Origin of the sequence: Pseudoalteromonas sp. TB64 (genome assembly GCF_000498095.1) — a bacterium.
Lineage (GTDB): Bacteria > Pseudomonadota > Gammaproteobacteria > Enterobacterales > Alteromonadaceae > Pseudoalteromonas.
The window spans coordinates 1-23150 of sequence record NZ_AUTQ01000275.1; the positions used below are offsets into that span (position 1 = coordinate 1).

Annotated in this window: 20 protein-coding genes and 1 pseudogene; 10 read left to right on the forward strand and 11 right to left on the reverse strand. The window is 37.4% G+C overall.

Features of this window, described 5'->3' with window-relative positions:
- Nucleotides 1–30: 30 nt before the first annotated feature.
- Nucleotides 31–792 carry an IS5 family transposase gene (locus L647_RS0123075; protein ID WP_024611512.1) on the reverse strand — a complete coding sequence of 254 codons (762 nt, stop codon included), beginning with the start codon at nt 790–792 and terminating at the stop codon, nt 31–33.
- Nucleotides 793–921: 129 nt separating this feature from the next.
- Here L647_RS0123075 and L647_RS0123080 point away from each other — a divergent pair, with 129 nt between their 5' ends.
- The 4 genes and pseudogenes from L647_RS0123080 to L647_RS0123090 all read left to right on the forward strand — a co-directional run bounded on the left by L647_RS0123080 (nt 922) and on the right by L647_RS0123090 (nt 4206).
- The gene (locus L647_RS0123080) at nt 922–1392 is read left to right on the forward strand and encodes a hypothetical protein (protein ID WP_024613071.1); all 471 of its coding nucleotides are present in this window, start codon (nt 922–924) and stop codon (nt 1390–1392) included.
- Nucleotides 1393–1853: 461 nt separating this feature from the next.
- Nucleotides 1854–2199, forward strand: a pseudogene (locus L647_RS1000000125550) (DUF3427 domain-containing protein); the annotation flags it as partial.
- 12 nt (nt 2200–2211) lie between these two features.
- Nucleotides 2212–3639: a hypothetical protein gene (locus L647_RS0123085; protein ID WP_024613072.1), complete on the forward strand. Its 1428-nt coding sequence runs from the start codon at nt 2212–2214 to the stop codon at nt 3637–3639.
- 45 nt (nt 3640–3684) lie between these two features.
- Nucleotides 3685–4206 (forward strand): hypothetical protein, encoded by a 522-nt coding sequence (locus tag L647_RS0123090; RefSeq protein ID WP_024613073.1) that lies wholly within the window; start codon nt 3685–3687, stop codon nt 4204–4206.
- A gap of 199 nt (nt 4207–4405) precedes the next feature.
- Here the strand turns inward: L647_RS0123090 and L647_RS0123095 are convergent, their stop codons facing one another.
- From L647_RS0123095 to L647_RS0123110, 4 genes are all read right to left on the reverse strand, one after another.
- Complete coding sequence (locus tag L647_RS0123095; protein WP_024613074.1) at nt 4406–4885, reverse strand: hypothetical protein; 480 nt, start codon at nt 4883–4885, stop codon at nt 4406–4408.
- Between the two features lie 410 nt (nt 4886–5295).
- A complete protein-coding gene (locus tag L647_RS1000000126295; protein WP_050582017.1) occupies nt 5296–5763 on the reverse strand; it encodes a hypothetical protein in 468 nt (155 codons plus the stop codon).
- Between the two features lie 88 nt (nt 5764–5851).
- Nucleotides 5852–9007, reverse strand: a complete 3156-nt coding sequence (locus L647_RS0123105) for a DEAD/DEAH box helicase family protein (RefSeq protein ID WP_024613075.1) — start codon at nt 9005–9007, stop codon at nt 5852–5854.
- Nucleotides 9008–9012: 5 nt separating this feature from the next.
- Entirely contained in the window at nt 9013–9618 is a 606-nt protein-coding gene (locus L647_RS0123110) for a class I SAM-dependent methyltransferase (RefSeq protein ID WP_024613076.1), read from the reverse strand.
- A 292-nt stretch (nt 9619–9910) separates the two neighbouring features.
- On the opposite strand from L647_RS0123110, the gene L647_RS0123120 reads away from it, so the two are divergent.
- Nucleotides 9911–10210, forward strand: a complete 300-nt coding sequence (locus L647_RS0123120) for a helix-turn-helix transcriptional regulator (RefSeq protein ID WP_024613077.1) — start codon at nt 9911–9913, stop codon at nt 10208–10210.
- Entirely contained in the window at nt 10200–11405 is a 1206-nt protein-coding gene (locus tag L647_RS0123125; RefSeq protein ID WP_024613078.1) for a HipA domain-containing protein, read from the forward strand. Before L647_RS0123120 ends, L647_RS0123125 begins: the two co-directional genes overlap by 11 nt.
- Before the next feature lie 14 nt (nt 11406–11419).
- Here L647_RS0123125 and L647_RS1000000126750 read toward each other — a convergent pair whose 3' ends face one another.
- On the reverse strand, nt 11420–11554 hold the full coding sequence (locus L647_RS1000000126750; RefSeq protein ID WP_275451935.1) for a hypothetical protein: 135 nt from the start codon (nt 11552–11554) through the stop codon (nt 11420–11422).
- A gap of 132 nt (nt 11555–11686) precedes the next feature.
- Here L647_RS1000000126750 and L647_RS0123135 point away from each other — a divergent pair, with 132 nt between their 5' ends.
- The 4 genes from L647_RS0123135 to L647_RS0123150 all read left to right on the forward strand — a co-directional run bounded on the left by L647_RS0123135 (nt 11687) and on the right by L647_RS0123150 (nt 18322).
- Nucleotides 11687–12427 carry a transporter substrate-binding domain-containing protein gene (locus tag L647_RS0123135; RefSeq protein WP_024613079.1) on the forward strand — a complete coding sequence of 247 codons (741 nt, stop codon included), beginning with the start codon at nt 11687–11689 and terminating at the stop codon, nt 12425–12427.
- Between the two features lie 405 nt (nt 12428–12832).
- Nucleotides 12833–14431, forward strand: a complete 1599-nt coding sequence (locus L647_RS0123140) for an ABC-F family ATPase (protein ID WP_076917076.1) — start codon at nt 12833–12835, stop codon at nt 14429–14431.
- A 534-nt stretch (nt 14432–14965) separates the two neighbouring features.
- Nucleotides 14966–15457, forward strand: a complete 492-nt coding sequence (locus L647_RS0123145; protein ID WP_076917077.1) for a transposase — start codon at nt 14966–14968, stop codon at nt 15455–15457.
- Nucleotides 15458–17431: 1974 nt separating this feature from the next.
- A complete protein-coding gene (locus L647_RS0123150) occupies nt 17432–18322 on the forward strand; it encodes a tetratricopeptide repeat protein (RefSeq protein ID WP_024613082.1) in 891 nt (296 codons plus the stop codon).
- Between the two features lie 173 nt (nt 18323–18495).
- Here L647_RS0123150 and L647_RS0123155 read toward each other — a convergent pair whose 3' ends face one another.
- The 5 genes from L647_RS0123155 to L647_RS0123175 all read right to left on the reverse strand — a co-directional run bounded on the left by L647_RS0123155 (nt 18496) and on the right by L647_RS0123175 (nt 22997).
- Nucleotides 18496–18816: a hypothetical protein gene (locus L647_RS0123155; protein WP_024613083.1), complete on the reverse strand. Its 321-nt coding sequence runs from the start codon at nt 18814–18816 to the stop codon at nt 18496–18498.
- 8 nt (nt 18817–18824) lie between these two features.
- Nucleotides 18825–19448, reverse strand: a complete 624-nt coding sequence (locus tag L647_RS0123160) for a nuclear transport factor 2 family protein (protein ID WP_343223113.1) — start codon at nt 19446–19448, stop codon at nt 18825–18827.
- Nucleotides 19449–19770: 322 nt separating this feature from the next.
- The gene (locus tag L647_RS0123165) at nt 19771–20514 is read right to left on the reverse strand and encodes a ferredoxin--NADP reductase (protein ID WP_024613085.1); all 744 of its coding nucleotides are present in this window, start codon (nt 20512–20514) and stop codon (nt 19771–19773) included.
- Between the two features lie 549 nt (nt 20515–21063).
- Complete coding sequence (deoD, locus tag L647_RS0123170; RefSeq protein WP_024613086.1) at nt 21064–21765, reverse strand: purine-nucleoside phosphorylase; 702 nt, start codon at nt 21763–21765, stop codon at nt 21064–21066.
- Complete coding sequence (locus L647_RS0123175; RefSeq protein ID WP_024613087.1) at nt 21765–22997, reverse strand: phosphopentomutase; 1233 nt, start codon at nt 22995–22997, stop codon at nt 21765–21767. The genes deoD and L647_RS0123175 overlap by 1 nt, the downstream gene beginning before the upstream one ends.
- Between the last annotated feature and the right edge of the window lie 153 nt (nt 22998–23150).

Consider the following 23150-nt stretch of genomic DNA (forward strand, 5'->3'; position numbering starts at 1 on the left):
TAGGGGCTGTTGATCTTTGTAGTATATATATTAATCAGCCCACATTGGTAGCCACATCATAGTAAATGCTAAAGCGAGCATGGAATGATAATTCCGTTCAAGCTTTTCATACCTTGTAGCTATCCCTCTATATTGTTTGATCCGACCAAAGGCATTCTCAACTAAGTGCCTATATTTGTACATGCACCAGTCAATATCTTCATTACCCACTAAACTGTTATCCTTGCGTGGAATAACGGGTGTAGCGCTATTATCACGAATAAACTCTCTTAGTTTTTCACTATCGTAGCCTTTATCTGCGACAACCACATTACTCGTTGGGCAATTGTCTACAAGTGACTCTGCATGGACGATATCATGCGTATTTCCACAGGATAATTCATAATAAACAGGCAATCCTCCGCTATCTACTGCAAGATGAATTTTAGTCGAATTGCCACCTCGACTCTTACCGATTGATTCATTGCCAGCGGTTCTTGCACCGCAACTATGCTGGTGAGCCCTGACAATACTGCCATCAATAAAGATCCAATCCATATCAGCATAGTGGGATAACACACGAAATAATTCATTCAAAATATCTTTTTTGGACCATAAATTAAATCGTCTATAGATAGCACTCCACGAGCCGAAATAAGACGGTAAATCTCGCCAAGGAATACCGGTACGCATCTTATAGAGTATGCCTTCGAGCGTTTTTCTATGCTCAGGCTTATTATAAATTCGACCACTTAAGTGCATTACTTTTGATAAGACATTCCATGTCGCGTCTGTTAACATTAATCTTGGCATGAGGGTTCGGTGTAACGTTTTTTAGCGAATTCAATTATACCTTATCCTCATGCTGTTTGTTTTTTATACCGCAAAGATCAACACGCCCTAGTTAAATCAGAATTTATTGCCGATAAACTACTAGATATAATGAAGCTTCCTGCGTCTATACCTAATGCACTTCATTTTTTTTCAACCAATGTAAGACCTTGGTTCAGTGAAGAATCACTCGATAGAATTTGCCAATTTATTTTAGAGCAAAATATATCGCCTAACTTACAAGAGCCTTCACATGTATCAGCAAAGATAAGTGAATCAAAACCTGCATACGATGAGAGTTTAATAGCGGCTGAGCAAACTATTACGGCACAAGTTGAGTCTAAAACGGAGCAAATCCAAGAGATAACATTAACTTGTAAGCAATGTAATAATTCGAGTAATTTACAGCCTCTTTCCGGCCGTTATGGTTACTTTGTTAAATGCGGCAATTGCAGTGCAAATACACCAATGAAAACGCAATGCCCTAAGTGCTCAAGCACCAATACTAAAACAAGCAAACGCAAAGAAAGTTACTCTTTAGTATGCAAAGATTGTGAGATCAGTATGCCTATTAAGCTTTAGCACTTGTAGGTGCGATTTTACATCGCGCTTTTGATTTTTAACTTTAAGTGATTAGTCACAACTCCCAGCTAACGTTAACAACCAAAACTGACCTAAACACCTGTAGACGCGCTGCTTGCTGACGTTTAAAAGCGCAGCTTTTACTTAATATCACGTCGGCAATGACGACCAAAGAACAGATACCGCCGACCCTCTTAGTATTTGTCGGAAACAAAACTCCACCATGCGAGGTAATTACTCATTAATTATGTGTTTGCAGGTGAAGTTAAAGGGGATTATTTTTCTGCATCGCCCTGTAATTTATCTCTCGGTTAAGACTTAACTTAGACGGTTAATACTTGTGGCTGTAACGTGTTAAAGTAAACTAAACGCTCTATACTAGGAGTGATTTTATGCAGAAAATTGGTATTTATGAGCAATTAATTACACAAGTAATTGAGCAAAATTTGAATCGTGATTAACTCAACAAGTGCGAAAAGACCTTCTCAGCCCACCACGCTGTATCACGATTATGCAATCAGCTCTACTCTGTTCCATTGGCAAACGCAAAACAGCGCCCGCACAGAACATGGCAGTGGTCTAAGTTATATTAAGCAACAGTAAACAGGCAAAACCATCCAGTTATTTGTGCGCGAACAATGCAAAGACGAAAACGGCCGAACTATGGGATTTGTAAGCTACGGCGAGGTAAAATACCAAAGTTATAACGGCAGTCAGCCGATGAATATAATCTGGAAATTAATAAGCCCCATGCCAAGTGAAATGTGGCATGGGGCTGGAAATTGGCGGTTGGTTGATAAATCATAATAAGGATATTTAATGAGCCATAATTATAAGATGACTAGAACATATAATGAGCAAGACTGGATCACGAGTATTGATGATGTTCAAAAAGGTCTAAAATGTAATTGTATCTGCGTTGATTGCGGAGCACAGTTAATTGCCAAAAAAGGAGCTATACAAGCAAACCACTTCGCCCATGCTCCAGATGATCAAAAAGCAAAGAACTGTAAATGGAACTACGAAACAGAACTTCACTTATTAGCTAAAGAAGTACTTAATAATAATAAAAAGCTAACAATACCAATTGGTAATTTTGCTCCTTATCACTTCACACTTATTTTTGATAATGTTGAAATTGAAACTCCTATTGATAATTCTAAACGAATTCCTGACGTGATTGGTTATTCAAAGGGTGAGCAAATTTTAATTGAAATCGCGGTATCTCACTTCTGTGGCACTGATAAAATCAGCGAGTATAAAAGGTTAAATCAAAACGCTATAGAATTCGACTTTAGTAATTTTATTCCTACCTCTGAAGTAATAACATTAGAAGAAGTGAGTGATTTATTTGATAGCTCAAATGCAAAATGGCTGAGTATTGCTCCCGCTGGATTTATAGGAGAGCTATGCCATGCACATGAACGTCAATCAATTAAAGATTTAATATTTGAAAGAAGGGAGTTTTTGAATAAATACGAACAAGAAAAAACAAGCTTATATTCAGCCGTAACGTTTCTAAAAGCGCAATTACGTGATTTATCATATACTAAAAATAATCTTGAGGTAATTGTAAACAAAGACGAATCTAAAATTCGTAATGCATACAGAATAAAATATAAAGGGCTTGTAGAGAATATCAAGCATGCTTCGAAAAAATTATCTCAAATCAATGAATACATAGCCCAGAGGTCAAATATACAAAATAAAATAGATGCTTATGAAATTAAACTGATAAACGAGATAAACATTAAAAACCAAAACTTAATAAACCAGAAAAAAAAGCTGTTAGTAGAAATAAATCAATTAGATAGAGTGAAAATCTTTACGCTAGAAGAAAATAAAAAAAGAGCTTCAGAGATGTTTGAAAAAGAAAAGGCTTCGTTAATAGAAAAATTTAACCGAAGCCTAGAAAATGAAGTTAGTGAGCTCTCTCAAAAAAAATTAAACTTAGAATTTGAAATCATAAAACTATATGAATATAGAGACGCAACTCAAGATTCAGTAAATGAAAAGCTAGCTATTTTAGAATCTATTACACTTGAGAAGTACAAATTAGAAAAAGAAAAAGAGCGGCTAGGGGAACAAGAAAAAAATATAGCTAAACAAAATCGATTATTTCGAGATGCAGCAAAAAATATCGAAAGAATTACACCTGACTTGAAAGAGTTAACTAGAAAGGGGGGGATCCCATGGCCATTTACGCATAATTTAGTTGATGAGCTAAGTAAGGTATCTAAGCCTTAAATAAGTTTGATTGCATTTATTAAATTAATTTTAAAGCGAAATTATATGAAAAAAATATTACTGTTAATAGCATTAACCCCCTTTATATCAAAAGCTGAAATATACAAATGCGAAACGAAAGGTATAGTGAGTTTTACAGACAAGCCTTGTAAATCTAAATCTGAGAAAATCGAATTAAACAACAATAAATCGAAATCTATCAAATGTGGTATGAAAAAACCATGTACCACCATTAAAACCAAAAGCTCATTAAGCTATCTAAGATTTAAATGGGGGAGTACAGCTTGTCCTGATGTTAATGATTGGAAACTAGCAATTACAAAAATGAATAACAAGCAGAGTAACGCTTTTAAACATACAAATAGTAAATGTTTATATTTAAGAGAAAACACTTACGTTTATGGAATCTTAGAAACCATCAACTTTAATGGTTCAGAGTTAATAAAAGTAAAAGCAAGTAATGGTATAAATTACTGGCTCGAACGAGCTGGGGTTATGCCTGTTGTAGAGAAAACAAAATTTCGACCAAAGAACTGGAGTACAGATCTTAGAACTCTATTGAAGTAATTTCCAATCATCGTTGTTTACAAGGCGCATATTGCTCATGAATGGGCTATCTTCACTGCTTGTGTTCAGATTATTAACGTCATTGTGTAATTTTCGGGTACGTATTGGTGTTTCAAGAGGGTAGCAGTAATATTAGCCTTTTGGTGCACCCATCAAACAGAAAATATCTGGGTATGTAGGTATTTAATCCCATTTTAAACTAATTATTCCTGCCTAAAGTTAAACTATATTTGGGCGATTTCTTTTTATTATTAAACTCAGGAAGTTGTCCAAATAACTCTGTAAAACGTGCAAAACAGACATACTCAAATTTAGCGACCTCTCCCATTATCTTTAAATCCACGTGGGTGCTTGATTTAACATCACACTCAAAGGGAGCAACAGTTACATATAAATTTGGTACTAACTTTTCATAATCTTGGTGCTTATATCTGACACGGTCTGCACCACCGTGCCCACTTTTTCCAATTATGGTGTTATCAAATTGCTTTAACCTTCCTTTCAAGCCTTTTAATGAGTTAGTCATTCCTACGTAAACAATGTTTGTAGTCCAAGAAAAATTACAACCAGATAAATCTTCATCAGCAATTGCACAGATATAAACTCCAGGGTAATTAATACAGTCTGCTGAATTTCTATCTGTCCAGCGCATCCATTTAGTAAAACGATTTTCGTACATAACTTTTTTGCTCAAACCTTATACAATTAAAAAGCTTCGCTTTTCGCGCGAGCAAGCTCAGCGCCTACAACTAAAAGCTCGATGTAAAACCGCGACTACATTTATAAATACCAATCTATCAACACACTCTAATCCCCGTGATCACACCCAAAAGTTATAAATTGATGAGTAATCACTTGCATGGATGCAAGTTAAGCCGTGACTTCGCCATGGATGGCGAATACACGGCGATTACGTTCACATAAATTTTTAACTTGAGGACACAGTGTGATCCTCGGGTGCGCCGTGGGATTCCAAAGGGTGGTCGGCGGCAGGCGTCCTTGTTGCCATCACCAACGCGATATAACCTCGAATAGAGGTTTTTAAAAACTATGTATTATCTATTTAATTACCAATATTGGTTATATTTTTTATCTTGTCCTAGCTAAGTAATGGATTATCCAAATAATAATCCAAAGACCACCTGTAATTAAAGAAAGTACAAAGTGTAATAGATGTGGGAAAGACTTAGGCTGGGTAACAGCTACTGCAGCTGATGATGAATTCATAAAAACATTATTAACTCTTTTTGATTCATCTGCGGCCCTAAGAACAACATCTAATATCTCACCGCAATGCTTACATTTCTTAGCTGTATTCTTGATATATTCCGAGCAAAATGGGCATTCTTTTTCAAAAGTTATGATCGATTCCTTTGGTTCAACCTCTATCACTTTTTTATCTAATGGGTTAATTGTTATTTGTGTAAAACTTTTACCCTTTTCAACCTGTAGTTTCACTTTATCATAAAACCTTTTACAACTCGGGCATTGTTTAACTTTAACACCTTGTTCTAGTTCAATAATAAACCCACAAGCTAAGCATTCTCGCTCTTCCATTTGACTCTCCAATCCTAAAAACATTAAATTTTCACGTTCAATAAAGCTTTCAAATCCCCGTTAAACCCTTTAAAAATCGCGCCTATACCTATTCCACAACTACTTGTTTGAACCGTGCGAACGTTCGCATACTTTCATCTGCAATCATTACTTCGTAATCTGGGTTCTGAGCGATTAGCTCATATTGCCCATTGGGTAATTTATTAATTTTTCGCAGTAAATACTGCCCGTCGCCGCCTATATCATCTCGCTCTATCGCGACTATTTGACCACGTAGCGATCCCGCTTTGTCGGATGTTATAAGCTCAAGTAGCAGTAAATCATCATCGTATATTGGATTTTTACCGCCGTTCATTGAGTTACCTGATGCTCGCGCTAAAAAATGAACTTCAGGATCGAGCTTGCCAGCTCCATATGGTGCATCTAAATATTCAACATCGCTGCTATCGCCTGTTTTAAAATGCCCACACGCTATTTTAATATTAGGGAAGTACGGCAGCTTGATTACCTCATTTACAGTTTTTAATTGGCTTGTAAATAGTTCCTCATCATTACTGCTTTGTGCAGGAGTAATATTTACAACTGTATTATCAACTTGCTCTTCAAATGAAAGTAATGCTTTGAAGTGGTGGTTTTGAAGCTTAAGACCTATTTTTTGGTAATAATCTTTACCGTCTTGAATATATTGCTGCTTGATTTCGCCAAGTGCGTTTTCATCTAGCTTTTCCCACAGTACTGAGTCAAACGAAATAATGTTGAGGTCTTTTGCGTGATAAATAAAACGTTTACGCTCGTACTTTTCAAACGGGTTCGCTAATAAACTACGAGTTAAATAAGCAGTATCGTTTAAGCGTTCTTTATCATTAAGCGGGTTTTTGTCTTTTTCTGCTTGTCCGAACTCTTCTTGTAACTGCTTGTAAAAACTTTGATATCGCAACACAAGTTTCGAAATTTGGGCTTCGCCTTGTGCATTACATTCACTTATAAAGGCAAGTAAAAAAGCAATTTTATATGAGAATGAATAATCTCGACTTTGTAAAAATTCAAAAAAATCATCTCGTCTTGAATCTTCGGTACGTTCTTTAATATTTTTGTCTATTTTGATTTGCTTTAACTGCGATTCACTAAAATAGTTTAATGTGTGTTTACCAAATGGGTGTGTTTTTGCTGGGATTATATCTCCTTTTTTAACCCAACTTTTTACTGTGCCTGTTGAAATAAATAACTCGCGAGCAAGCTGCTCTTCATTTAGTAAACCACCGAATTCATGTTCAAAAGTAAATATGTTTACTTTCTCAATACGGCGCTCACCTTCGTATAAACGATCTAACTCAATTGCTTCGCTTTCGGATGTTGGAACTTCTGTTTTGATTATATTTTCAAATGGCTTGTAAGTAGAAAAGTTAAATAAGCCGTGTACTGACATTGGTTGCAAAGCTGCGCCATAGCTATCTACTACATCGATAACAATAAGCGCTTCTTTGTCTTTGTAATTACGCGTACCGCGCCCTAATTGCTGGGTGTAAAGTACTTTAGACATTGTGGGTCTCGCCATAACTAAAATTTCAGTTTGTGGCGCATCCCACCCCTCGTTAAGTAGGTCGCAAGCACATAAAAAGCGTATATCCCCTTTTTGATATTCATCAAGCCCTTTGCGATCAGAGCCATGTACTGCTTGTGCGCTAATTCCATGTTTATTAAACAATTGCGCTATTCGTTGGGCGTGCTTTATGTCGGTGCAAAACACAACACCTTGTTTTAGTGGCTTACCCTCAATTAAGGGCTCTGCAAAGTATTTATTGATTAGATCTACAATTAATTGATCGCGCGAAGGTACTAGTACGGTTTTATTTAAATCAGCCTTTACATAGTCTTTGCCATTAAAACGTACTTGCGATAGATCAATGTTAGATTGAAGCCGGTAAGCTCTTATTTGCGGAGCAAGTCCTTTTTGGATTGCTTGCTCTAAAGTTAAATCGACTTTGTAGCGACCGAATATATCTTGCAGCTTTTGGGCATCGGGTCTTTCGTCTGTTGCAGTAAGCCCTAATAGTGTTTTAGGCTTAAAGTATTCAATTACTTTTCTTAATCCTGTCGCTACTGCATGATGAGCTTCATCAATCAGAATATAATCAAAAGATTGTGATTGCATGGTACTGTAATGGCGCATCATGTAAGCGCTCGTTTGCACTACAACATCAAGTGTTGGATCTGTTAATAACTCACCCACTTTTAATTGGGGATACCTTAAACCTAATCGCTCTTTTAATTGTTTTTTTAAAGCTGTACTAGGTACTACTGCTAAAGCTTTCTTACATATACCAGCATCAATTTGATTTTTTAAATCTTCTATAAATACTTCTGTTTTGCCTGTACCAGTAGGTAAAACAACTAAAAAAGTACTTTTACCTTTCTCGCGCTGATTTGAAATACTATTTACAGCTTGATCTTGGTGATCTAAAAGCTGAAATGATAAATCACGCTCTGCTAAGTATTTAGGTGCAGCACTAAAGCTTTTAGGATCACCGAAATAATCATGCATTTGATCACTAAACTTGTAATGGTCGCTCATACCTCTGATTGACCATCTAAAAACTAAATAACCATCGTAAACTAATGAGTTTTGCTTAAATAATTGCGAACGATATTTTTTTAAACCAATTATAAGCGGGTGATGATAACGCTCTCCGTTAAGCTCTATAGCTATATTACTCTGGTTTTTAAGACCGTTACTTCTTGTCAGAACAAAATCTATATAGCGAACGTGCCCTGCACTATCAATGTATTTACTTTCAGCTTCAAGTGCATGTAAATATTGAGCGCCGAACACGGCTTCAAATAATTGGGTGAAATTATATTCAGGTGGCGTTGGATCAGTGTGGGTTTCGGTGCGATCAGCTCCAAATCTTTTTATTTTATCTAATTGCTGTTCTTCTGAACCAAGAAAAATATCAAGTTCGCCTTGAAATAGCGTTTGTGTCTCAATTGATAAAGAAGTATCTACATCATAAATAAAGCGATACAAGCCTTGGTACTTATGCATCAATTTATTTTGGTAACTGGTGTATTCAACGTATTGATAATCTGATGGCTTTAATTGAAAAAGAGTTGTATCAATAAATACAGCAGTACTATTGTTTTTTATATACAATCTGCCAACGGTATTTTGTTCAAGTAGCTTATAACCGTACTTCAAAAGCGCTTGGTCGCAGTGTTCAAACTGGTTTGTAATACTCATATTCATTATAGCTATTCGCCTTTACTGGTTGGACGTTGCATTAGCGCATTGAGCCAAACTTCACTTTCACGCTCTGGGCGTTGATCGACTGTTTGCCATTGTTTTATTATTTTAAGTTGGGTGTGTTGATCAATTAATGCAGTTAAAGCATGTTCGTTTAAATCGGTAAATTCACGACCATTGTGCATACGCTCTGTATTGCCATATTTAAACGATACATACAAAACACCATTTGGGTTTAGTGCATTTTGTAGGTTTAAAAATACCTGTGGTAACTCAGCTTTTGGAACGTGTAATAAACTAGCGCAGCACCAAATACCATCGTATTGATTTACACTATTTAGCTCTTGGAATGTTTTAACCGCTACAGGTTGCTGTAAGTAACTGCTTGCCAACTCTGCAAGCTCTGGGCTTGCATCAAATGCACTCACCGTAAAACCTTGCGTTTTAAAAAATGCGGCGTCGCGCGCACTGCCACAACCGGCATCTAAAATATGCCCTTTTTGTGCAACATACGGTAAAAACTCAGCGTAAATCGCCGACATATCAACGTTAAGTGTTGAGTCGCTAAAGGCTTTGGCATTTTGGCTGTAATAAGTAAGTGTGGTGTTTGACATGAGACTCACCGCTCCTTGGCTAATGTTTAACAACTAAGGTGCTGTTAATGCTGCATTCATTATTTGTTTAATCTACAGGAACAAGCACAAAAAATATAGGCTTAATAAATAGATACTTTTAAATTAGTACACTGCTGTTATTAAGCACTGATGAGTGACACACGCGGTATGAAATTTAAAATACCAACAAAAAAATTATCAATAACCTTTAAATCATCACTTTTAGTTGTAAATAAGCCAAATACCGCTAAAATAATCATTAACACCTTAATGACTGATTAGGTAATCATTAATGAGATCGAAACAAGCTTTAAAAATGGCGCAGCGATTAGGTGATTTAATACGCCAGCACCGCACTTTGCATTACACGCAAAGCACCTTTGCAAAAATGATTGGCGTGTCGCGCTCTACAGTGCAAAAACTTGAGCAAGGCGAGACAGTTAAAAGCGATATTTTGTTTGAAGCTTTAGTTGTGTTGCAATTACAAGGATCGCTCCTTGATGAAATTAATGAATTAGCCGCCGATGTAGGTGGCTACAATACACGGCAACGTAAAACCAATAAAGCGCAGGTTATTAACGATGACTTCTGAATGTTATGTGTTTATTGACGGGCTTGAAAGCAAGCCCGTTATTTGTGGCTTTTATAAGTTAGATACAAAAATAGGGCGTGGTGAGTTTAACTACGGAAAAAGCTATTTAGCACGTGCAGATGCGTTTGCGCTCGACCCTATTCACTTACCACTAAAGCCTGGCATATTTAATTACTCTGCAAACAAGGGAGTATTTGGGGTATTAAGTGATGCCGGTGCAGATTCGTGGGGGCGTAAACTCATTTTGTCATTACACGATACTAAACCACAAAACGAGTTAGAGTTTTTGCTGGCGGGTTCGGGCTTTGGTGTAGGCGCATTGGTATTTAGTTTGTCGCGTAGCGCATCAAAACATAAAACGAATAAAAATACTTTGGCTGACTTAGCATTACTTGATCAAGCAAAAAATGATTTATTAGAAAACAAAGCAATTTCGAATGAAGCTAAAAAGGCGTTTGAATTTGGTCAAAGTATGGGTGGAGCTAGGCCTAAAACATCAGTACAAATTGAAAACAAACTTTATTTAGCTAAGTTTAATCGCCCTGACGATCTATTTAATTTAGTAAGGGCAGAGCACGCGACTATGTGTATGGCAAAAGAGCTAGGCATTCGTGCTGCTAATACCTGCGTTCATGCAACCGAAAATGGTGATGTTTTGCTAGTTGAACGATTTGATGTAGGCGAAGGTTTACCGACTCATCACTTTTTGAGTGCCAATAGCTTGCTACAAAAATCTAAAGTGGCGTTAAGTGATTTGGCTACGTATTACTCGTATGGGGAGCTTGCTGAGTTTATACGCCACAATACAGGGGTATTTGCGGATGATTCGATTGAGCTATACAAGCGTATGGTATTTAACGCGTTTATAGGTAATACAGATGACCATACCCGTAACCATGCTTTTTTATATTGCTTTACTGAGCAAGTATGGCGTATGAGCCCTGCTTATGACATAACGCCAATTAATAATTCAAAACAACACGGTATTGGCTTAGGCGATGATGGACGATATGCCAGCATTGACAATTTACTGTCTCAAACACAGCGCTTTGGTTTGAATACCTCACAAGCAAATAAAATAATAAATGAGGTTAAATTATATACGCAACAATGGCCTACACACTTTAAACGCTTTGCGAACATAACCGACATTGACATTGCACGCTTAACAAGTGTGCTCCCTACTATTCAATAAAAATTTAAAGGTTGTCACTCGCTCGGGGAAAGCATTTGGGGTAATGCGCCTAACCCCATTAAATAACCTTGTACAAAATAATAATCTGGTTTTTTAGTGCTTAATTCACTGAGCTTTATAACGTCACTGCGTATTCTGGCTGGCGACATAACTTATCCTGTTATTTATATAGTTACTTTAGGTGTACCTATTGATGCGTTTAGCGACAATTCCACAGCTAAATACTCAAGCTGGTTTATACTGTATTAATATCACACTAAAACAGCTAAAGTTGAGGCGCAATGAAGCAACTAAAAATACTTTTTTTATATGTTTTTTTTATCATTCCTTTAAGTGCTGCTGCCTGCGAAAGAACATTTAGTGTTGCATCGCACGATGCTTTTTGGCCTCCTTATGTTGTTACCGTAAATGGTAAATTACAAGGCTCTGAGGTAGAAGCGCTTAATATTATTTTTGAAGACTCGCCTTTTTGTTTCAAAGTAGAAATGTTACCCAACTCAAAACGCGCTTTTACCGAAATTAGGCATGGTCGTATCGATTTAGGCTGGGCTGGCAGTTATACCAAAGATCGTGCGCAATACGTTTACTTTAGTGACAGTTATCGCGATGAGGTTATGCGTTTATACCAAAACAAAAATAACCCACATAATATAACAAACCTTGCTGATATTTTTGATCAAGGGTTAACTATTGGCGCTAATTTTGGTAGTTACTATGGTGCTGAGTTTGAGCGTTATAAAAAAACACACCCAGATCAAATTGAGTATACCAGTGCTACACAAAAGCGCTTTGAAATGCTCGTAAAACAACGTCTTGATTTTATTATTGAAGATAACTTAGCGGGCGGTTTTTTTGTAAAGAGCATGCCTACTATTGAGCTTTTAACGGCCATTCCTTTTATAAATAAAAACCCTGTGCATCTTATGCTTAGCAAACGCAATACTCGCGAAAAAGATATGCTCATTATTAATGCGCTTATTAAAAGTAAAAAAACTCAGTTAGATGCGCTTTTTAATAATTAACCTGAACTCTGGTTAAGAGATTTACTAACAGACTGAATCATAATGATATTTTTATTTATTTTCTCTAGCCAGAGATTTTTCAGTGAAAACAAGGCGAATTTACGCGTCAATAGCGGGTCTATTGCAAGTAAATTCAACGCAGCTAGCGCTGAAAATAGCTGCTTGAGATAGATTTATTATCCAGAGTTCAGGTTAACTAGTCGACGAGTTTTTAGGCACTGACGTAAAGCTGGTAGATGTAAAATAATGGTTATTTAAACTTGGTTATAAATTAGCTACCTTTTATCTTTCATTCGTTGTGGCTGATCTGTATAATTCGCCAGCTAATTTACCCTATTGTCTGGTTCTTGTTTGTGGCGTGTTGCTGCAGCGTACTCCTGTCAGTACTAATCTAGGATTACCTTTTTGATCTCCACCGCAAATATTACGATGCAGTTTGGCGCAGAGCCGTTGTTTGAAAACATTTCAGCTAAATTTGGTAACGGTAACCGTTACGGTTTAATTGGCGCTAACGGCTGCGGCAAGTCGACTTTCATGAAAATTTTAAGCGGTGCGCTTGTACCAAGTGCGGGTAATGTATCTATTACTCCAGGGTTAAAAGTAGGTAACCTAAGCCAAGACCAATTTGCATTTGAAGAATTTAGCGTTGTTGATGCTGTAATTATGGGCGACGTGGAGCTTTGGAAAGTAAAGCAAGAACGCGAACGTATTTACTCTTTGCCAGAAATGAGCGAAGACGATGGTATGAAAGTAGCTGAGCTTGAAAGCGTATTTGCAGAAATGGACGGTTATACGGCCGAAAGTCGCGCTGAAGAAATTTTGCTTGAAGCGGGTATCGATAAAGAATTTCATTACGGATTAATGGCAAACGTAGCACCAGGTTGGAAATTACGCGTGCTTTTAGCACAAGCGTTATTTGCAAACCCTGATATTTTGCTACTCGATGAGCCTACCAATAACTTGGATATTCATACTATTACGTGGTTAGCGAACGAGCTAAATAAACGTAGATGTACGATGATAATTATTTCGCATGACCGTCACTTTTTAAACTCAGTATGTACACACATGGCTGACATTGATTATGGCGAGCTTCGTATTTACCCAGGTAACTACGAGAAATTTTTAGAAGCGGCTGGTCTGCAACGCGAACAGCTTTTAGCTGAAAACGCTAAAAAGAGCGCTGAAATTGACGAACTACAAGACTTTGTTAACCGTTTTGGTGCTAACGCATCTAAAGCTAAACAAGCAAGTTCGCGCGCTAAAAAAATGGATAAAATTAAGCTTGATGAAGTTAAGTCGTCAAGCCGTATGAGCCCATCACTTTCGTTTGACGAAGGTAAAAAAATGTATCGTCAAGCGCTTGAAGTTAATAAGATTGGTCATGGTTTTGATGGCGAAATGTTATTTACTGGTGGCGATTTGTTACTTGAAGCTGGTGCTAAGCTTGCTGTTATCGGTGAAAATGGCGTAGGTAAAACAACCTTTTTACGCTGTTTAGTAGACGAACTTAAAAGTAATGAAGGCGAAATTAAATGGTCTGAAAATGCGACCTTTGGTTATTGCCCACAAGACAGCACTAAAGATTTTGATAATGATTTAACGTTGTTTGATTGGATGTCGCAATGGCGCACAGTTAACCATAACGATTTAATGGTACGTGGCATGTTAGGACGCTTGTTGTTTACAGCCGACGATTCAAACAAAAAAGCGCGTAACTGTTCTGGTGGTGAAAAAAACCGTTTGTTATTTGGTAAGTTAATGATGCAAGACGTTAATGTGCTTGTTATGGACGAACCAACTAACCACATGGATATGGAAGCCATTGAAGCGCTTAATAACGCGCTTAAAGATTTTGAAGGTACGCTAATTTTTGTAAGCCATGACCGTGAGTTTGTATCGTCATTGGCTACGCGTATTATTGATATTAAAGATAAAAAAGTAGTCGATTTCCAAGGCACGTTTGACGAATACCTTGCAAGTTGTGAAGAGAAAAAAGCGTAAGCATTTTTTAATTACTTATAAAAACGGCGCTAAATTTAGCGCCGTTTTTTTATGGGTTATGAATATGGACGCTTTGGTATAAATACCTGTGGGCTCGATTTTCTGGCGTTTAAAAGTAACGCTTTTACAAAATCGTTAAAGCACATATACATCAAACCACATATGCAAAACCCTATACATAAACAATGAGAAGCTTCGCTTCTAACGTGAGCAAGTTCAACGTCTACAAGTCGTACTCTTAAACTTGGGTATAAAACCTGTAGACGCACTGCTTGCTGGCGTTTAAAAGCAACGCTTTTATAAAATCGTTAAAGTACATATATATTAAACTCGTTATATTAAGTCCAATGCATAAAAAATGAGAAGCTACGCTTCTAACGTGAGCAAGCTCGACGTCTACAAGTTATATTCTTAAACTTGGGTATAAACACCTGTAGACGCACAGCTTGCTGGCGTTTAAAAGCAACGCTGGTAAAACTTGTTTAAGGCTGCTTTTTATCTATATTAATAATAATATGTTTAAAAAAGATACTTATGGTTTCCTCTAAAAAATTATTAACAGGTCGTTATTCCTCTAAAAATAAATTTTACTCTGTAACAATATGCACAAAACAAAGAGCCCCGTTATTCAAAAATTTTGAAAATGCGTGTATAGCTGCAAGAGGTCTGATTTATATGCAAAATAAAGTGAATACGATTTGCTATACCCTGATGCCAGATCATCTACATTGGTTATTTCAATTGGAAGATTTATCTCTTAATAATGTTGTTAGGCAGTACAAAAGCATTACCACAGTGAAGATTAATAAATTTAATTGTTTTAACGGACAAGTTTGGCAGCAAAACTATTTTGAGCATCAACTTAAAACCGAGGACGATTTAATCAATCAAGCACGTTACATAGTCGCTAACCCTTTACGCGCTGGGCTTGTAAATAAAGCTGGGGAATATCCATTTTGGGATTGTGTCTATCTTTGTAAAACTGAGCTAAACAATGGGCTAAACAATGAGAAGCTGCGCTTCTAACGTGAGCAAGCTCGACGTCTACAAATTATAATCTTAAGCTTGGGTATAAACACCTGTAGACGCGCTGCTTGCTGGCGTTTAAAAGCAACGCTTTTACAAAATTGTTAAAGTACATATATATTAAACTCGTTATATTAAGTCCAATGCATAAACAATGAGAAGCTACGCTTCTAACGTGAGCAAGCTCGACGTCTACAAGTCATATTCTTAAACTTGGGTGTAACACCTGTAGACGCGCTGCTTGCTGGCGTTTAAAAGCAACGCTTTTAGAAAAGCGCTTAGGGAATAAAAAATAAATACAATGAGAAGCTACGCTTCTAACGTGAGCAAGCTCGACGTCTACAAGTCGTACTCTTAAGTTTGGGTATAAAACCTGTAGACGCACAGCTTGCTGGCGTTTAAAAGCAACGCTTTTACAAAATTGTTAAAGCACACGTACATCAAACCACGTATACAAAACCCTATACATAAACACTGAGAAGCTGCGCTTCTAACGTGAGCAAGCTCGACGTATTCTTAAGCTTGGGTATAAACACCTATAGACGCGCTGCTTGCTGGCGTTTAAAGCAACGCTTTTACAAAATTGTTAAAGCACATATATATTAAACTCGTTATATTAAGTCCAATGCATAAACAATGAGAAGCTGCGCTTCTAACGTGAGCAAGTTCGACGTCTACAAGTCATACTCTTAAGTTTGGGTATAAACACCTGAAGGCGTGCTGCTTGCTGGCGTTTAAAAACAACGCTTTTACAAAATTGTTAAAGTACATATATATTAAACTCGTTATATTAAGTCCAATGCATAAAAACTGAGAAGCTACGCTTCTAACGTGAGCAAGCTCGACGTCTACAAATTATATTCTTAAACTTGGGTGTAACACCTGTAGACGCGCTGCTTGCTGGCGTTTAAAAGCAACGCTTTTACAAAATCGTTAAACCACACATACATCAAGCGACATACACAAAACCCTATACATAAACACTGAGAAGCTTCGCTTCTAACGTGAGCAAGCTCGACGTCTACAAGTCGTACTCTTAAACTTGGGTGTAACACCTGCTTGCTGGCGTTTAAAAGCAACGCTTTTACACAATTGTTAAAGCACATATACATCAAACTATATATACAAAACTCTATACCTAAACACTGAGAAGCTACGCTTCTAACGTGAGCAAGCTCGACGTCTACAAATTATATTCTTAAACTTGGGTGTAACACCTGTAGACGCGCTGCTTGCTGGCGTTTAAAAGCAACGCTTTTACAAAATTGTTAAAGCACATATATATTAAACCCTGTACACAAAACTTTATGCCTAAATAATCAGAAGCTGCGCTTCTAACGTGAGCAAGCTCAACGTCTACAAATTATATTCTTAAACTTGGGTATAAAGATCTGTGACATGCAGTTACATGAGCGCGATGTAAAATCGCACCTACGGATATACTTTTGCATTATTTTTATTACTTATTGAAAAAGACTGATCGAATTTGAAAATGCCGGCGTAATGGTATGTGAAGGGTTTGAAAGTGGCTTTGGTTTTACCAAATCGCACATTGGAATACCCCCCTTCACCATGAAATTGTAGTTATTAAAGGTGCATTAAATAAGCCCAATGCACCTTTACTTTTTACACATTGTTTAATGTATCCCGTTATTTTTAACTAATTGAATTAAGTTAAGTAATTGTTCAGCTAAATTTAGTTAGTATGTAGTTTCTCTCCTGTGAATCCCTGCAACTTTTTGTTGTTTTAAGCAGTTTTAGCCAGTTCATTTTGAACTGGGTTTTTTTTGCTTATTTTTTATATTAATGCATTAACGCATTAAATGTAGCCAACTTTGCTATATAACTTTGTCTCTGCGATAAATAACACGCTAAAGTAAATTTAGCTTACACATATAAACGCCTCCCAGCTCTAGTGACTTTTAGTCGTGCATGTTAAAGTTGCTATTGCAATTAATTAAATTAGGCGTACGAATGCGTTATTACATATCACTACTTTTTATTTGTTTTACATTTTTTTCGGGCATTACCAGTGCAGCAGAGCAAAGAGCAGACGCTCTTACTGAACAAGACAAACAACAAGCCCTAGACCAATTAAAAGAGCCTATGTATAAACCGCTTCTTGAGCGTTATGTTTTAGATGAACTTAAAGCCGTACGCCAAGATCAGCAAAAACTCCGTGAAGATGTAACTAAACAAGTTACCCACGCGCAACTAGATACTGCCGATCGAGCGATTACGTACACTACTGACACTATTAATAATGTATTTTTTATTATTACCGCAACTGCATCTATTTTGGTATTAGTTGGTTGGAACTCGCTGCGCGATGTTAAAAATAAAGTAGAAGACATTGTAAATACAAGAGTAAGTGTAATTACTGATGAATATGAAGACCGATTAAAAATTCTTGAAGAAAAACTACGTGTACGCTCTGAAGAAATACTCAGCAACCAAGAACGCATCTCGGTTACTAACGAGGTTCATTCATTGTGGATGCGTGCAAATTTAGAAAGTGATTTTGCAAATAAAATTGAAATTTTTGACGAAATTTTAAAACGCAAACCAGAAGACGTAGAAGCAATTGCGTATAAAGCCGATGCATTACTTGAAATAAACGAGACAGCCCAAGCTATTGAGCTTTGCAACCAAGCTATTGATATAGACAGTGACTATGGTTATGCGTACTGGCAACGAGCTTGTGCTTACGCACTTACACATAAACATGCCGATGCACTAGCCGATATAAAAATGGCATTAGACTACTCACCTAACTTACGTAATGAGCTATTGCACGAAAGTGCGTTTGCAAGCTTACACGACAACGATAGCTTTAATACTATTGTTGAAGGCGAGCAGGTTTAACACGCTATTAAATTATTGCTTTGTTAGCTTGCTAAATTGAGCTATACAAAAAAATAGTGTAAACATAAAAGGGCTTAGGCCCTTTTTTTGTAGGTTCGATTTTACATCGCGCTGGGTAAATATAGATGTTGATGGTTAACAGGAAGGTATAAGTGATGAAAATACTTTAAGCGTTAACGCTTAAAGTATAAATCAATTGATTTGGCGATTAATTCGTCTAGTTGTTCTTCAAAATTATCTATATGTATTTCAAAGTGATTTAAATAAGCCTTTGCTTGAACTTGCGATAAGTTACGGCTATTTACGCTATATTGACGTTCACTTTTTTGTTTATCGTAACGCGGTAAAAATACAAACTGACTGTAGTAAGGTGACTTAATATGCTTATTAGCAAAGCGACAAAAATCTTCAATATGGTTTACGCCATCAGGACCCAAACAGCCCGGTTCGACTCGGTACATTAAATGAATTTTTTTCTCGTCGCTTACTTGCATATTAACCCTTATCTAAAAAATAATACGCGTATTATTTTACCATTTTTAACTTGATAGCTCGAAATGAGCTCTGAGCGCTTATCTATCACCTTTTCATCGGTTGAACAGGTTTCTGATAGCTCGTGATCTATTACTATATCACCATGCACTATGCGCTTAATTGGTGATGAGTGAATACACTTTAGTTTTTTAAACATAAGCCCGTAACGTGCTATTAGTTTTTCCTTTCCTTTAAATAATAGCTCATCTGGGAAAATATAAAACTCTACGTCTTCATCATATACTCGAATAAATTCTTCTATGTTACGTGCGTTGTACGCTTTAACTAATTGTTCTACCACTGCGAGTGATTCGCGTGATTGTTTAGCTTTAGTTTGCTGCTTAACCGTAAGTGCTTCTTTTGCTTGCGTGACTGCTTTTTCAGCTTCGGCTACCGCAACTGCTTTTTCTATTTTATTTTTAGGTTTTTCTACTGGCTTTGGTGTTTCGTTACCTAATACTTTTGAATCGTCTGCTTTAGTGGTGTCGATTACAGGCTTTTTAAGCTCAGGTGCTGTGTATTCAATTGTATTTAGTTTATCGTCTACTTTTTTATCAGTATCTGATTTATCCGTATTAGTGCTTTTAGGCATGGGTTCTGAAGTCGATTCAACTTTTTGAGGTTTCTCAACCTCTGCGCTAACGCTTGGCGTGTTGTTGTTTTGCGTATTTTTATCTTCGTTAGTCACATTTTCTTTTTGGACAACTGCTTGCTCTGTACTTTTTTGTTCAGGCTCGTTTGGCTCAGGTTGCTGATCTGCGGCATAAGTAATTAATGCTACGGTGGTGATTAATGCAGCTAAAATAATTGGTAACGGTTTCATAACTTTCCTAATATAAACACTAAACGCGTAATGTGGTGCAACATAGCAAATTTTAGAGTTTGCGGGTAGTGATTATGTACGCACAAAACCCTTACCAGTACTGTTCGACTGTTATATGGCCAGGCTCTCTGCGTCGGTTTCGTTTAAAGTTTTTACCTATAAGAAGCTCGGTTGTATCTTTTACCATTTGTGGGTTGCCGCAAATCATAAATTGAGCATTATTAGGTGTTGGCTCTAGTTTTACGTGCGTAAATAGAGTGTTGTTGGCAATAGCGTTAGTTATTCGCCCATTAAGCCCTTGTAATGGCTCCTCACGGCTTACAACGGGAATATAGTTAAACTTATCCGGATATACTTTTAAAAGCTCGTTAATAAGCGCTTGGTAACTTAAATCATTATTAAAGCGCACACCATGCACTAAGTTTATATGTTGATACTTTTCCCACACTTCGGGTTGCTGCAGCATTGATAAAAATGGACCAATTGCTGTGCCTGTACTGAGCATCCAAAGCTGCTCGCTTTGTGGTATTTCGTCAAGAGTAAAAAAGCCGGTGGCTCGGCGTTCAATTAATACGGTATCTCCAGGTTGCAATTTAGCTAAGTAAGGCGATAAAAGTCCATCAGCTACGTTAATAAGATAAAACTCTAGGTCAGGATTTTCGGGCGCGTTTACGTATGAATAAGCACGCGCTATGCGTTTGTCGCCATCCATTATTGAAAGTTTTGTAAACTGCCCTGCTTTAAATGGCTCTACATCGGCATGAACCGTTAAGCTAAAAAGTGTTTCACTCCACCATGTTACATTTTTTACTTTTGCATCAACCCAGTTAGACATATTTGACTCCAGAGTTCAGCTATTCAAATCCAATAAAGTTACTTACTTTAGAGGTGCATTTTATAAGTTAAACATTAGCATTAAGTGATAGAGACTTATAGGGAAAAATTAAGTAAAGAGCGCGATGTAAAATCGCACCTACGAGTTCGGTGTTTGTGTTTTGGTAGGTGAGGTTTTATACCTCGCTTTTAATGCATTGAAGCGTTAAGCGTTAAAGCCACGTTACATGAGCGCGATGTAAAATCGCACCTACGGGTTCGGTGTTTACGTTTGAGTAGGTGAGGTTTTATACCTCGCTTTTAAAGCATTGAAGCCACGTTACATGAGCGCGATGTAAAATCGCACCTACGAGCTCGGTGTTTGTGTTTTAGTAGGTGAGGTTTTATATCTGGAATGTAATTTTTAATAACATGATTTTCTTCAGGAATAAAAAAAGCCGCAATAAATGCGGCTTTGGAGGTTTAGTCTCACTTCACTTTGGGCGTGTCTCCAAAACTTAGTGAATACGTTACCAAGGAACTGTTTGCTAATTTAACTCAATTGCTAGAATTAAATAGACTCTAATGCAATCTTAACCATTTCGTTAAACGTGCTTTGACGCTCATCAGCTGGTGTTGCTTCGCCAGTGATTACATGGTCACTTACTGTAAATAATGCCATTGCTTTAGCGCCATATTCAGCTGCAACGCCATATAAACCGGCTGTTTCCATATCTACTGCTAGCATGCCTAACTTGTCTAAATCTTTATAGAACGTGTCGTCTGCTTGATAGAATGTGTCGGTTGTAAATACGTTACCTACTTTTGCTTTAATACCAAGCTCTTTAGCAGCATTTACGCCGTTTAAAAGTAGGTCAAAGTCAGCAATTGCTGCAAAATCACAACCACGTACGCGTGCACGGTTTACGTTTGAATCTGTGCTTGCACCTTGTGCAAAAATTACGTCACGAATTTTAATATCTGTGCCAATGCCGCCACACGTACCAATACGAATAATATTTTTAACGCCAAAGCTTACAATTAGCTCACGTGCATAAATAGACATTGATGGAATGCCCATGCCTGAACCCATAATGCTTACTGGTTTACCTTTGTAAGTACCAGTAAAACCGTACATGTTACGAACGCCTGTAACTTGTACTGCATCATCTAAAAAGTTTTCAGCAATATATTGCGCACGTAGCGGATCGCCTGGCATTAATACTGTTTCGGCGAAATCACCAACGTTTGCACTGATATGCGGAGTACTCATTAATTGTTTTCCTTTTTATTTGGCGTCGTTAGCTCATTTAAAAAGCTATCGCCGTAATCAAGCGCAGATAAGTTAAACCACTGTGCCAGTGTTTGACCTATATCTGCAAAGCTGTTGCGTTCACCTAATGGTGTGTTACTCATACCGGGTTGATATGCAATAACGGGTACGTATTCACGAGTGTGCTCAGAACCTGGAAAGGTTGGGTCACAGCCGTGATCTGCAGTGATCATTAATACGTCATCTGCATTTAACTGGTTTAGTATAGTTGGTAAATAATCATCAAATTCTTTTAATGCTTTTGCGTATCCTACTGGATTACGGCGATGACCAAATTTTTCATCAAAATCAACTAGGTTAGTAAAGATTAAGCTGCGATCGGGTGCGCTTTTCATTACTTCGCTGGTTTTTTCTAGCAAGTTCATAAGCCCAGGCGCTTTATGCTTTTGAGTTATGCCCTGATGCGCGTAAATATCTGAAATTTTACCAATACTAATTACTTCGCCGCCGTCTTTTGCTATAACATCTAACAATGTTGGTGCTGGCGGAAGTACTGAATAGTCACGACGATTACCCGTTCGAGCAAAGTCTTGGCTATTTGAACCCAAAAATGGCCGCGCAATCACTCTTCCTATATTCATTTCATCAAGTAGCGCCCGTGCGATTTCGCAAACTTGATAAAGCTTCTCTAGACCGAATGACTCTTCATGCGCGGCTATTTGAAACACGCTATCAGCTGAGGTGTAACAGATTGGTTTACCTGTTTTTACGTGTTCTTCACCTAGCTGTTCTAAAATGGTTGTTCCTGATGCATGGCAATTGCCTAAAATGCCAGGAATACCTGTACGAGCAATAAACTCGTCTATAAATTCTTGTGGGAAACTTGGCTGTGTTTTTGGGAAATATCCCCACTCAAACAATACAGGCACGCCTGCCATTTCCCAGTGACCTGATGGTGTGTCTTTTCCGCTAGAAATTTCTTTAGCGTAACCCCATGCACCTTCTGGTGCTTGGCGGTCAGATACTAAACAGGTTTCTCCACCGGCAGCTTCACATGCATCCACTAATCCTAATTTAGATAAATTAGGAAGCGACAGTGCACTGCCTGTTTCGTCGTAATATGCTTTTAATAAGTGAGCGAATGTATTAGCCCCAAGATCGCCGAATTTATCTGCATCTGGTGCTGCACCGATTCCTAGGCTATCTGCCATTAAAATAATTGCTCTTGCCATTTTGACCTCACTTTGTTTCTAGGTGGTTACTTTATCCGCTCTTGGAATTTTCCGTACAGGACAAAAGTCCTGTTTCATAAAACCTAAACATTATAAATTTGCACCCTTGAGCGAAGCAAAAGAGATTAATCGTGTCTTTTTTGCTATTGTGAT